General features: G+C 63.1%; 8 protein-coding genes. 6 read left to right on the forward strand and 2 right to left on the reverse strand.

From position 1 onward, the window contains the following. Positions 1-225: 225 nt before the first annotated feature. From AC13C2_RS08875 to AC13C2_RS08890, 4 genes are all read left to right on the forward strand, one after another. A complete protein-coding gene (locus AC13C2_RS08875) occupies positions 226-1,965 on the forward strand; it encodes a sensor histidine kinase (protein WP_482886583.1) in 1,740 nt (579 codons plus the stop codon). Continuing rightward, positions 1,962-3,299 carry a sigma-54-dependent transcriptional regulator gene (locus tag AC13C2_RS08880; protein WP_482886584.1) on the forward strand — a complete coding sequence of 446 codons (1,338 nt, stop codon included), beginning with the start codon at positions 1,962-1,964 and terminating at the stop codon, positions 3,297-3,299. The genes AC13C2_RS08875 and AC13C2_RS08880 overlap by 4 nt, the downstream gene beginning before the upstream one ends. 134 nt (positions 3,300-3,433) lie before the next feature. Further along, the gene (locus tag AC13C2_RS08885) at positions 3,434-4,441 is read left to right on the forward strand and encodes a TAXI family TRAP transporter solute-binding subunit (protein ID WP_482886585.1); all 1,008 of its coding nucleotides are present in this window, start codon (positions 3,434-3,436) and stop codon (positions 4,439-4,441) included. A gap of 61 nt (positions 4,442-4,502) precedes the next feature. Beyond that, positions 4,503-6,596, forward strand: coding sequence for a TRAP transporter permease (locus tag AC13C2_RS08890; RefSeq protein WP_482886586.1), 2,094 nt, complete (start codon positions 4,503-4,505; stop codon positions 6,594-6,596). A 16-nt stretch (positions 6,597-6,612) separates the two neighbouring features. Here the strand turns inward: AC13C2_RS08890 and AC13C2_RS08895 are convergent, their stop codons facing one another. Both AC13C2_RS08895 and AC13C2_RS08900 read right to left on the reverse strand, forming a co-directional pair. Next, the gene (locus tag AC13C2_RS08895; protein ID WP_482886587.1) at positions 6,613-9,648 is read right to left on the reverse strand and encodes an efflux RND transporter permease subunit; all 3,036 of its coding nucleotides are present in this window, start codon (positions 9,646-9,648) and stop codon (positions 6,613-6,615) included. Position 9,649: 1 nt separating this feature from the next. Continuing rightward, on the reverse strand, positions 9,650-10,774 hold the full coding sequence (locus AC13C2_RS08900) for an efflux RND transporter periplasmic adaptor subunit (protein WP_245737614.1): 1,125 nt from the start codon (positions 10,772-10,774) through the stop codon (positions 9,650-9,652). Positions 10,775-11,102: 328 nt separating this feature from the next. Here AC13C2_RS08900 and AC13C2_RS08905 point away from each other — a divergent pair, with 328 nt between their 5' ends. Continuing rightward, the gene (locus AC13C2_RS08905; RefSeq protein ID WP_482886588.1) at positions 11,103-11,978 is read left to right on the forward strand and encodes a LysR family transcriptional regulator; all 876 of its coding nucleotides are present in this window, start codon (positions 11,103-11,105) and stop codon (positions 11,976-11,978) included. A gap of 89 nt (positions 11,979-12,067) precedes the next feature. Next, complete coding sequence (locus tag AC13C2_RS08910; RefSeq protein WP_482886589.1) at positions 12,068-12,889, forward strand: putative hydro-lyase; 822 nt, start codon at positions 12,068-12,070, stop codon at positions 12,887-12,889. Positions 12,890-12,931: the final 42 nt, after the last annotated feature.

Raw genomic sequence — 12,931 nt, forward strand, 5'->3', positions numbered from 1 at the left:
CAAAGCGCGTTGCGACCTCGGTCTCCAGCTTTTCGATGGGCAGGAATGATATGCCTGTGGTCCACCTGCATATTCAGGTTTCCACATGACAACCGGGTGCCGTATGCGGCATCACCTGCAGATCACCGCCTGAAGCCATAGAAATCCGGATTTCTTACGAATGCGTCTCGCACAACGCTCCTGTCTGCGCATCGCCTTGGATCTCGGTCCGGCGCCTTTTCCATCGTGAGCGTATTTCAGGACCTGCGCCGCCCCAACATCCCCGGATCTCGCCGGTCCGCACTGGTCCTTGTCGCGATCCTGGCTCTGACAGGCGGGTTTTATCTTCTGCTACATGCCGTCTTTCTGCGGGCCGAGGTCGACCGGGGTCCGAACCGGGCGCAATTCTTCGCGCAGACCATCGACGACTCCCTGGAACGTCTGCTGCATCTGCCCTTCGTGGTCAGCATCAACCCAATCGTACTCGACGCTATCCGGCGCGACGATCCCACCGTCCTCAACCGGGAGCTTGATCGGATCGCAGACCGTGCCGGCGCGGAGTTCGTGTTCCTGATGGATATCGACGGTCAGACGATCGCGGCGTCGAACTACGCTGAACCCGACAGCCTTGTCGGCAAATATTATACCTTCCGCCCATATTTTCGCGATGCCATCGCCGGTCGCACAGGCCGCTTCTATGCGGTGGGTGTGACCACCGGGCGACCCGGTTATTTCATCGCGGAACCCGTGCGTGATGCGACTGGTAAGGTTTTCGGGGCTGTGGTCGTGAAAGTAAGCCTCGACGGTCTGAACCGGACCCTGTCCGACAGTGGCGCGCTTGTTCTGGTGACGACGGAACAGGGTGTGGTCATCGCAAGTTCACGCTCCGACCTGATCTTCGGTCTGACATCGCCGCTGTCGGCCTTCGACAGGCAAACCCTGGAAGAACGCAGGCAGTTCGGCGACGTTCCGCTGCGCCTGCTGGACTGGCGGGCCCTGAGCGATAACCGGATCGAATTAGACGGCACCAGCTACCTTAGGACCACGGCGCAGGTGTCCAGTGAAAACTGGACCGTCTACCTGTTGTCGGACCTTCGGGGCATCCGAACGCGGGCGCTGCTGTTCGTGGCGCTGATCACGGCGGGGCTGCTGGCGCTGACGATCCTGGCCACGGTGTTCCGGTCGGCACAACTGCGCGCCGCGCTGTCCGTCTCCAATGCCGACCGCGAACGTCTGACGCAGGAGATCGAGGACCGTCGGACCGCCGAGGCGCGCCTTGGACTGGCGCAAAAGGAACTGGCCCGGCAAAACCGGCTGGCAGCCCTCGGGCAGATGTCGGCGTCGATCACACACGAGCTTGGCCAGCCGATTTCGGCGATGCGCAACTATATCGTGTCCGAGGAGATCGCGCAGGACGCCGTGCCGGGGCAGCTCGCACCTCAGCTTTCGGGACTGGTCGATCGGATGCAGCGCATCGTCGACCAGCTGCGCTTTTTCGGACGCAAGGATCGCGACGTCTCCGTGCCGTTCCAACTCCGGTCCGCGGTCGATGGCGCGTTTGACCTGTTGTGGCACGACGCGGCACGGATAGACGTCGAGATCGACATCACAGCCGACGGACCGGTCACAGCCATTGGCAACCAGCCAACAGTCGAACAGGTGATCGTCAACCTGCTGCGCAATGCCATCGACGCTGTCGAGGGTGCGTCCGAACGACGGATCGAAATCATCCTGGATCGCGTCGGTTCCGACGCCCGGCTTCGGATCAAGGATACCGGTTCGGGCCTTGCGGGTCGTGATATCGGCGATCTGCAGGAGCCGTTTTTCACCACCAAGGCCTCCGGGCGGGGCATGGGGCTCGGTCTCGCCATTTCGGCACAGATCGTGAATGACATGGGCGGACGGATCGAAGCCTCGGACCGGCCCGATGGGGGGGCCTGCTTTACCGTCATGCTGCCGTCTGCCGGATCGGAGGTCCCCGCGTGACCGAAAGCTATAGCGTCATCGTCATCGACGACGATCAGGAAATGCGCAATTCGCTGACCCATCTGTTGGGCCGTGTGGGCTGGACGGTGGCGGGGTTCGCGGATGCCGAGGTCGCCCTGCGCCGGATCGAGACATTGCAGCCCGATGTCGTCCTGTCGGACGTGCGCATGCCGGGTCTGTCCGGTCTCGATCTTCTGGCCCGTCTGTCGGGGCCGGACGATCAGCCGCTGATCCTGATATCGGCACATGGCGACATTCCGATGGCGGTCGATGCGATCCAGAAAGGGGCCTATTCGTTTCTGGAAAAGCCGTTTGAACCCCGCCGTCTGCTGACCGTTCTGCGTCATGCCGCAGAAGCCCATCGCCTTGCCGGTCAGGCCCGCCGGATGCGCGACGAGCTGGTCAACCTTTCGGGGCTGGACCGCGTGCTTCTGGGCCAGGATCCGCAGATCGTGTCCCTTCGCGACCGGATCGTTGATCTGGGGGCGACGGATGGCACGGTGCTGATTTCCGGCGCGACCGGCACCGGCAAGGAGCTGGTGGCCCGCGCACTGCACCGGTTGGGACCTCGTCGCGATGGGCCGTTCGTGTCGCTGAACTGTGCGACGCTGGACCCTGCGCGGTTCGAGGAACAGGTCTTCGGGCGCGCCGGGGTCACACTGGGACATCTGCGACGGGCCGACGGCGGCACACTGTTCCTGGACGAGATCGCGGCCTGCCCCTTGCCGGCGCAGGCCCAGTTGCTGCGCGCGATCGAAACCGGTGAGGTGCTGCCGCTGGGCGCCGACGAGGAGTTGCGGACCGATGTGCGCATCGTCGCCGCCACGAACGAGGATCTGGCGGCGCAGGTCGAGGCGGAGAGTTTTCGCCCCGATCTTCTCTATCGCCTCAATACGTTTCAGTTGTCGCTTCCGGCGCTGCGCGACCGGGGGGGCGATGTCGTCCTTCTGTTCGAGCATTTCCTGAGGGCGATGGCCGAAACCTACGAGGTCGCGACACCCGACGTGACGCCCGAGGATATCGCCGCGCTGGCCTCGCACACCTGGCCCGGCAACATCCGGGAATTGCGCCATGTCGCCGAACGGCGCGTGCTGGCGGCGCGGCGCGGAGCCGGGACGGTGGCCGATGCCCTGCGCGTCGACGACGGCGGCGAGGAGGTGTCGGGAAATCTGCGCGGAGCCGTCGCCCGGTTCGAGGCGACGCTGATCGCGCAGGCAGTGCGCACGCATCAGGGGCGTATGGACGCCGTGGCCGAGGCGCTGGGCATCGGTCGGCGCACGCTGAACGAAAAGATCGTGAAGCTGGGACTGGACAAGGACGCCCTGCTGGACTGACCCCATCGGGCAAACCCTGCGGAAATCCGCAGAGCGCCCCGCAGGATCATGCGGATTGCCTCATGACGGGACGGCAGCGGATGTGCAAAGCTGCGCCCAAGGCCCCGCATGGGGCCGATCAAGGGAGGACTATCATGAAACATCTCATCGGGGCCGCGCTTGCGGCATCGGTCGCCTTTGCCGCGGCCGCGCCTGTCCACGCACAGGAGGCCAGCTATATTCTGGCTACCGCATCGACGGGCGGCACCTATTATCCGGTCGGCGTCGCGCTGGCCACGCTGGTCAAGGTCAAGCTGGAGCCGTCCGAAGGCATAGGCATGGCGGCCATCAGTTCGGCCGGATCGGGCGAAAACGTGCGTCTTATCCGTGAAGGCGAGGCGCAGTTCGGCATTCTTCAGGGCCTCTATGGGTATTATGCCGCAACCGGCACCGGCCCGCTGGAAGAGGTCGGCAAGCAGGAGAATCTGCGGTCGGTCACCATGCTGTGGCAGAACGTCGAGCATTTTGTCGTCGCCTCCGATGCGGCCACCACCGGCACCGTCGAGGATCTTGTCGCGCTGAAAGGCGAGGCGATGGCACTGGGCAGCCAGAACTCGGGCACCATCGGGTCGAACGGGGCACTGCTGGCCGGCCTCGGCATCGACATCGAGAGTGATTACGAGCTTGTCTATGGCGGCTATGGTCCCTCGGCCGAGGCATTGCAGAATGGTCAGGTCAAGGGCATCGGCACACCTGCCGGCGTTCCGGTCGGCGCGATCAGTCAGTTGATGGCAAGCGCAGGCGACAGCGTGACATTGCTGGGCTTCACCGAAGAACAGATGGCCAAGGCCGATGGCGGACGCGAACTCTGGACAGCCTATAATATTCCTGCCGGGACATATCCGGGTCAGGACGCGGATGTGATGACTATCGCACAGCCGAACTTCCTTGCCACGTCGGCCGATCTGCCCGAGGAGAACGTCTATCTGATCACCAAGGCGATCTATGAGAACCTGCCGTTCCTGCAGGCGATCCATCCGGCGACCAAGGCCATGGCGATCGAAAACGCCATCGCCGGCCTGCCGGTGCCGCTGCATCCTGGTGCCGCGCGTTATTATACCGAGATCGGCATCGATATTCCGGACCGTCTGATCGCGAAATAATCCCAATCCAGACCGGCCCGGACCACAAGGTTCGGGCCGCTTCAACTTTGGGGGTATCGGTATGACACATGACGTCGAAATCGACGACGCGGGGCTGCGCGTCTTTACAGGCTGGCCGCATCGCGTCCTGTCCATACTTTGCTTCGCCATCGCGGTCGGCGCGATCTATGTGGCATTCGACCCCGTCCTGTCGGAGCTGGAACGGAATGCCCTGCACTTCGCAAGTTTCGCCGCGCTTGCTGCCATATATTATCCGTTGGTCCGGGGAAGTCGCGCGGCTCTGATTTTCGACGTCGTGTTCGGTGTGGCGGTCGCGGCTTCGGCCATCTATCTGAGCCTTGCCGAAAACGCGATCTATGACAGGGGCGTCAAGCTTTCGACGCTGGACTGGATCGCGGCGCTGATCTCCATTGCGGGCGCGATCGAACTGACGCGCCGCCTGACCGGATGGATCATCCCGCTGCTGATCGTCGCGTCCCTGACCTATGTGGCGTTCTGGGGCCAATTCGTCGGCGGCATTTTTGCTTTTCCCGGCCTCAAGGTCGAAACGGTGCTGTTCCGGTCGATTTACGGCGACGATGGCATGTTCGGGTCCATCGCACGTATCTCCTCGACCTATGTATTTCTGTTCATCATCTTCGGTGCGTTCCTGCTGCGCTCGGGCGCGGGCGATTTCGTGATCAATCTTGCGCGTGCCGTGGCCGGTCGTCTTGTCGGCGGGCCGGGCATCGTCGCCGTCATCGCCAGCGGTCTGACCGGCACGATATCGGGGTCCGCGGTTGCGAACACCGCCTCGACAGGCGTCATCACCATTCCGCTGATGAAGAAGGCGGGCTTCTCGCCCAGGTTCGCGGGCGGCGTGGAGGCGGCGGCCTCGACCGGCGGGCAGTTGATGCCGCCGATCATGGGGGCAGGGGCCTTCGTCATGGCCAGCTTCACGCAAATCCCTTATGAAAAGATCGTTGCCGTCGCAGCCCTCCCGGCATTGCTGTATTTCCTGTCGGTCGCCTTCTTCGTGCGGATCGAGGCGCGGCGGAACAATCTGCCGCCGATGTCATCCGACGGTCAGACACTGGCGTCGGCGTTCAAACAGGGCGGGGCCAGTTTCCTGATCCCCATCACCCTTCTGATCGGCCTTCTGGTTGCGGGATATACGCCGACCTATGCCGCCGTTTTCGGCATCAGCGCCGTGGTTGCTTCAAGTTGGCTTACCCAGACGCGCATGGGTCCGCGGGCCGTGTTCGAGGCACTGGTCATGGGCACACGCGCCATGATCCTGACAGCGGTTCTGCTGGTGTCGGTCGGGTTGATCGTCAACGTTATTTCGACTGCCGGCATCGGCAATACATTCAGCCTGATGATCGCATCATGGTCGGGTGGCAACATCCTGATCGCGCTGGTTCTGGTGGCATTGGCCTCGCTGGTGCTGGGCATGGGCTTGCCGGTGACGGCGGCCTATATCGTGCTGGCGACCCTGTCGGCCCCGGCGCTGGCAGGCATGATCGCGGACCAGTTCGTCATCGCGCAGCTTGTTGCGGGAAATCTGCCCGACGGGGCGCGCGCGCTTTTGATGTTCGGCGTGCCCGAACAGGCCGAGATGCTTGCGCGCACCTTGACCCGACCCGAGGCGACGTCGCTGATCCGCGCCCTGCCACTGGAAGTCGCTGCGCCGCTGCGCGATCTGGTGGTGCCTGCCGATGTCGCGCTGACGGCGCTGTTGTCGGCGCACATGATTGTCTTCTGGCTTAGCCAGGACAGCAATGTGACGCCGCCTGTAGCCCTCGCGGCCTTTACAGCCGCGGCCATTGCCAAGGCCCCGGCAATGGCGACAGGCATGGCAAGCTGGAAGCTGGCCAAGGGTCTTTATATCATGCCGATCCTGTTTGCCTTTACGCCCTTCCTGTCAGGCAACTGGCCCGAAATGTTCCGCATCTTCGCTTTCGGGCTGCTGGGAATCTATGCGATTTCGGCCGCGTTACAGGGCTGCATGGAGCGACCTTTCGGATGGGTGATGCGCGCATTGTCCCTGGTGGCCGGAATCGCCAGCTTCTGGCCCGGTTCGCTGGTGCTGAATATCGGCGGCGCGGTTGCGGTCGTCGCGTTGCTTGTGATCAACCTGAAAGTCAGTCCAAAGCCCGAAGCCCACGCGATGTGACCGGTATATTTTAGCGTCAGGTCGCAATCGGTCTGTTCGTCACCCGCCCCAGCAACCGCAGCACTCGGGCGCGCAGGCCGTTCACGAGGCTGAAGAGCGACGGCACGAAGATCAGCGTCAGCAGTGTCGACAGCAAAAGCCCGCCGATCACCGCGATGGCCATGGGCGCGCGAAACTCGCCGCCTTCGCCCAGGGCCAATGCCGAGGGGACCATGCCCGCAGTCATCGCGATAGTCGTCATGATTATGGGCCGCGCCCGCTTGTGTCCGGCGTCCAGAATGGCGGCATCGCGGCTGGACCCGTTCGAGATAGCTTCCAATGCGAATTCCACCAGCATGATCGCGTTCTTTGTCACGATGCCCATCAGCATCAGGAAGCCGATCACCACGGACAGGCCGATGCCAGCACCGTAGAGATACAGCGCAAAGATCGCTCCTCCGATGGCCAGCGGCAGCGACGCCAGAATCGTGATCGGCGTCAGGAACGACGAAAACAGCAGAACCAGCACGACATAAACGAAGAGAATACCCGCCCCCATGGCGAGGCCGAACTGGGTAAAGACCTCGCCCATGATCTCTGCATCGCCGCCCGCCTGGATGCGGGTGCCTTCGGGCAAGGTGATTTCCTGGCTTACGCGGGTGACGGCGGCGGTCGCAGGGCCCAACAGGGCATCGCCCTCCAGGTCTGCTTCGACCGTGGTGCGATACTGGCGATCATAGCGTTCCACCAGCGTCGGTCCGGTGGCCAGTGCAACTTCTGCCACCACGCCCAAAGGCACAGGCGCACCGGTATTGCTGGGAATGCGGATACCGGACATGCGGAACAGGTCTTCGCGCACGTCGCGTTCCAGTCGCACCAGAATCGGAATTTGCCGATCGCCCGCATTGAATTTTGCCGCATTGTCCTCGCTGTCGCCGATGGTCGCGATCCGGATTGTCGACGCCAGTGCTGCTGCGGTCACGCCCATCTGCGCTGCCAGTTCAGGGCGGGGAGTGATCTGGATTTCCGGACGGACCAGCGATGCCTCGGACGATGCGCCGCGCACTTCGGGAAGGTCGTTCATGGCTTCGGCCAAGCGGCGCGCGGCAGCTCCGGTCGTTGCGGCGTCATCGCCCAACACGCTGATCTGGATATCGCGCGTGCCGTTTTCCCCCAACACGAACAGCCGCACGTCAGGAAAGCCTGCGACCCGCGCTTCAATATCATCGATGATATCGAAGCTCGACCGCTCGCGATCCGATTTTGACCCGAACCCGACGGTTACGGTCGCTTCACGCGTCTTGCCGTTGACGAACACGACTTCGATTTCGGGAATTCCCTTCAGCCGTTCGGTCACGGCTCGGGCGGTGGCGCGGGTGTCCTCCATCCGCGCACCGGGCGGCAGCTCCAGCGACAATTGCGCGCGTCCGGTGTCCGAGGGCGGGATGAATTCGGTCGGCAGCAGGGTCGCCGACCAGATCGAGATAGCGAAAATGCCCAGCCCGGCCAGCAGCGTGATGGCCCGGTTGTGCAACGTCCAGCGCAGCATGTGCATATAGCCGCGCATCAGGAGGCCGTCCTTTTCCTCGTCGGGTTCGGGCGCGTCGCGCAGGAAATATGCCGCCATCATCGGCGTCACCAGCCGCGCCACCAACAGCGAGAACAGCACAGCGACTGCGACCGTGAGGCCGAACTGACGGAAATACTGCCCGGCGATACCGGACATGAAACTGACAGGTGCGAATACGGCGACAATGGTGAAGCTGATGGCAATGACGGTCAGGCCGATCTCGCTCGCCGCTTCTTCGGTGGCCTCATATGCCGGTTTGCCCATGTTGATGTGTCTGACTATGTTTTCAATCTCGACGATGGCGTCGTCGACCAGAATCCCCGTCACCAGCGTGATCCCCAGAAGTGATACGGTGTTGAGCGAGAAGCCCAGCATCTGCATCACGATAAAGGTCGGTATGATCGACAACGGCAGCGCGACGGCGGTGATCAGCGTCGCGCGCCAGTTGCGCAGAAACAGGAACACCACGATGATTGCCAGCGCCGCGCCCTCGTACAGCGTCTCCATCGCCGAATTATAGTTGCCCGACGTATAGATCGTCGCATCGTCGATCAGGGTGAAGGTCGCATTCGGGTAATTGGACTTGATATCCTCAAGCGCGGCCTTGGCGTTGTCGCCCGCCGTCAGGTCGGATTTCCCAGTGGCCCGGAAGACCGCAAAGGCGACGACGGGTTGTCCGCCGACCATGGCGAAACTCTCCGGCTCGGCAGCGCCGTCAAGCACACGCCCCAGTTCATCCAGACGCACGGTGCGCCCACCTGGCAGTTGGATCGCAGTCGCAGCCAGATCCTCCACCGTCGCCGCCGACCCCAGTGTGCGGATCGCATATTCCTGCCCCGCCAGATCGCCCGATCCGCCGCCCAGGTCGATGTTGGTGGCCCGCAACTGATCGTTGACCTGCGCTGCCGTCAGGCCAAGTGCCAGCAGCCTGTCGGGGTCCAGCTCCACCTCGATGGCGCGTTCGCCGCCGCCGATGCGGGTGACCTTGCCGACACCATCGCGTGCGACAAGATCGCGCGCTATGACGTCATCGACCAGATACGACAATTCCTCGATGGTGCGCGTCGGATCGCTGATCGCATAGGTCAGGATCGGCGCGCCGGTCACGTCGACACGCTGGATCAGCGGTTCCTGAATGCTGTCGGGCAGTTCGCCACGGGCGTTGGCGACGGCGTCCTTGACGTCGTTCAGGGCGCGGTCCGTGTCGGTCTCCAGCTCGAACTCGACGGTCAGGACGGAGAAACTGTCGGATGCGACGGCAGTTACGTGACGCACCCCCACAACGTCCGAAATGGCAGTTTCGAGGGGTTTGACGATCTGGTTGGCGATTTCCAGCGGCGCGGCACCCGGTTGCGAGACGGTAACGGTGATGATCGGGATGTCGATGTTCGGAAACTGCGTTACCGGCAGACGGAAAAAGCCGACAAGGCCCAGCAGAAGCAGGACCATGAACAATGCGATCGTAGGAACGGGCCTGCGGATCGCCCAGGTGGACATGTTCATGTCATTCAACCTCTTGCGGGGTGATGCGGTCGCCGTTGGCAAAGAAGGCACCGGCGCGGGCGACTACGATATCGCCATCGGCGAGGCCGTCCAGCACTTCGCGGCGACCGTTCCAGATCAGTCCGGCGGTTACAGGCGTTCGGAGAAGCGTATCCCCGTCGAGCTTGAGGACATAGTCGCCTTCCGCATCCGTCAGCACGGCCGTCGTCGGCACGGTGGAGCTTTCACGCTGGGTTGTCACGATCCAGCCACTGGCGAACAGACCGGTACGCAGACCTTCGGCGTCGACGGAAATGCGGATAGTACCCAAGCGGTTCGCGGCATTCACCGTGGGCGAGATGCGCCTTACACTGCCCGGCACTATACCGATGCCGGCCACCGACATTTGTGCGGTATCACCCGCGCTGACCTGACCGAGGGCGGTTTCGATCACCTCGGCCTCGACCTCGATAACGCCGTCCTCGATCAGGCGGAACAGCGGCTCGCCCGTACTGCCTGCGATGGCGCCGACCTGACCGGAGCGTGCGGAAACGATACCCGCCACGCTGGCGCGTATCGTCGCGTTCCCGAGGTTCAGCATCGCGATATCGCGGGCGGCCTGTGCCTGCTGCACCTGTGCCTGCGCCACCCGCAGTCCGTCGCGCGCCGTGCGCAGCGCGGCTTGCGCGGTCAGGTCAGCGGCGACCGCCTGATCCAGAAGCGCCTGGGTCGTCGTGCCGTTGTCGAGCAACGTCTGGCTGCGGGTCCGCGCGGCGGATGTCTGATCGGCGGTGGCGGCGGCGCTGTCGATCTGGCTTCGGGCCTGATCCACTGCCGCATTGGCGCGGACCAGTTCCGCCTCGGCCTGCATGACCTGCGCCTGCAATGTGCGGCTGTCGAGCCGGGCCATCACGTCGCCCGCCGCGACCGTGTCGCCGATATCGACCAGTAAGGCTTCGATCGGGTATCCATTGACCTGCGGGACGACCAGAACCTCGTTGCGCGGAACAAGCGATCCGGCGACGGGAATCTGTTCCACGATCTCGGCCCGGATGACCGGGGCGACGGTCGCGACCGGCAGGATGGCGCCTTGCTGCGCCTGAGCGGGCAGGGCGAGCGACACCAGAAGAAGGGCCAGGCGCATCATTGGAACCTCTGACAAGAAGAGAAAATCTCTCATGCTGCTAGACTATTCGGTTCAGCTTTCCAAGTCACCATGAAGGCTGGCTTTGCCCAGAGGTCTGCACGTCCGGTTTCCGTTTTGCCCATGGCATTGCAGCGGCACGGGGGCGTGGGAATTCGGCAGGATGCTATGCGGCGGGGGATCACATATCTGACATGCATTGTCAGAATGCAGCCGTCTTGTTCCCCCGCTCCGCGACGCGCTGTGCATCGGGTGACCTTTGCCCATCGACGCCTTATGCAGAGAGATCAGCGGCAGCGATCAGAATGCCAACCAGACGGAGAGTCGAGCGATGACACTCGAACAATTGCGGGCGTTCCTTTGGGTGGCGCGGCTGGGTGGCGTTCGCAAGGCGGGCGCGCGCCTGAACGTCTCGCAGCCCGCAGTCTCGGCCCGGATCGCCACGCTCGAGGCGGAATTGCAGCAGCAATTGTTCGATCGCGCACCGGGCGGCTTCGTTCTGACGCGACAGGGACAGTTGCTGATAACCTATGCCGAACAGATGCTGTTCGTGGAGGAGGAAATCCGCAAGCGCGTTTCCGACCCGGCCGAGACTCAGGGCCTGTTTCGCATCGGCGCGTCCGAGACCATCGCCCAAAGCTGGCTACCCGCCTTCATCAAGGCGTTCAGCGCCGATTATCCTCAGGTAACACTGGATCTGACGGTCGATATCTCGATCAACCTGCGGGCGGCGCTGTTGGAGCGTCGGCTGGACCTGGCTTTCCTGATGGGTCCGGTGTCCGAGTTCACGGTTGAAAATGTAGCTTTGCCGCAGTTCGATCTGCACTGGTTCAGGGCCAGTGGCGCGGAAGAGGTCGATCTGGCGCGGGTGCCAGTGATTTCTTATGCCACCAAGACGCGGCCATTTCGGGAACTGTCGGAGATGCTGACCCGGAGATATGGGCCGTCGGTAAGGATCTATTCTTCGGCCTCGCTCTCGGCCAGCCTGAAGATGATCGCGGCCGGGGTCGCGGTCGGTCCCTATCCCCGCGCCCTGGCCAGGGGTCTGCTCGACGCGGGTGAAATCGAGGAGTTCGATCCGGGGTTTCAGCCGTCGCCGTTGGAATTCACGGCGTCCTATCTAGCTGACCCCCGACGGCATCTGGCCGAGACAGGGGCTGCGATGGCCCGGACCGTGGCTGAAGCCTGGAGTGGGAATGATCCATAAAGCGGATCAGTATATATAAGAAATGAAAGTTGGAACGGATGGCGACTTCATGACACTCCTGTCAGGGAGCTTCAAACGAGGTCTTTGCCATGCCCTCACCCGCGCTTCGTCATGCGGATCTTGCCGGGTTGTCGGCGCAGGAACTGCGGGCGATCATCCGTGCGGGCCGCTATGATCGCCACACCGCCGGGCTGGCGGCGGGCAAGCTGCAATGCAATCTCGCGATTCTGCCTGAAGCCCATGCGCTGGATTTCCTGCGCTTCTGTCAGCGCAACCCCAAGCCCTGTCCCGTCGTCGGCGTGTCCGAGACCGGCGATCCGATGCTGCCGACGCTGGGGCGGGATATCGACATCCGCACCGATGTGCCGCGCTATCGCGTGTTTCGACATGGTGATCTGACCGAAGAGGTGACCGATATTACATCGGTCTGGCGCGATGATCTCGTGACCGTTGCACTGGGCTGCTCGTTCACCTTCGAGAACGCGCTGATGAAGGCCGGTATCCCGATGCGGCATATCGAACGCGATCAGACGGTGCCGATGTATCGATCGTCGCTGCAACTTGTGCCTGCCGGGCCATTCGGCGGCGAAATGGTCGTCACCATGCGCCCCGTCGCCCGCGACCGGGTCGAGGACGCACACCGGATCAGCGCCGCCTTTCCGCAGGCCCACGGCATTCCTATCGGCATGGGCGATCCGGTCGGTGTTGGCATCAGCGATCTGAACCGTCCCGATTGGGGTGAACCGGTCGAAGTGCGCGCGGACGAAGTGCCGGTCTACTGGGCCTGCGGCGTTACGCCCCAGAACGTGTTGCAGGCGGCGAAGCTGGCAGTCTGCATAACGCACGCCCCCGGCCACATGCTGATCGCGGACGTGGCGGAGGACGCGGAAACCACCGTTCTTCCGCACTGAATAAAGACAAGAAACGTATATTCCACAACAAGGAGAGAGATC

It is taken from the genome of Jannaschia sp. L-14R (assembly GCF_056857695.1).

What these genes read in the sequence shown, in the direction of transcription:
- AC13C2_RS08885 (WP_482886585.1), top strand. Translation starts at nt 3,434, where the DNA reads ATGAAACATCTCATCGGGGCCGCGCTTGCGGCATCGGTCGCCTTTGCC.
- AC13C2_RS08890 (WP_482886586.1), top strand. Translation starts at nt 4,503, where the DNA reads ATGACACATGACGTCGAAATCGACGACGCGGGGCTGCGCGTCTTTACA.
- AC13C2_RS08895 (WP_482886587.1), bottom strand. Translation starts at nt 9,648, where the DNA reads ATGAACATGTCCACCTGGGCGATCCGCAGGCCCGTTCCTACGATCGCA.
- AC13C2_RS08900 (WP_245737614.1), bottom strand. Translation starts at nt 10,774, where the DNA reads ATGATGCGCCTGGCCCTTCTTCTGGTGTCGCTCGCCCTGCCCGCTCAG.
- AC13C2_RS08905 (WP_482886588.1), top strand. Translation starts at nt 11,103, where the DNA reads ATGACACTCGAACAATTGCGGGCGTTCCTTTGGGTGGCGCGGCTGGGT.
- AC13C2_RS08910 (WP_482886589.1), top strand. Translation starts at nt 12,068, where the DNA reads ATGCCCTCACCCGCGCTTCGTCATGCGGATCTTGCCGGGTTGTCGGCG.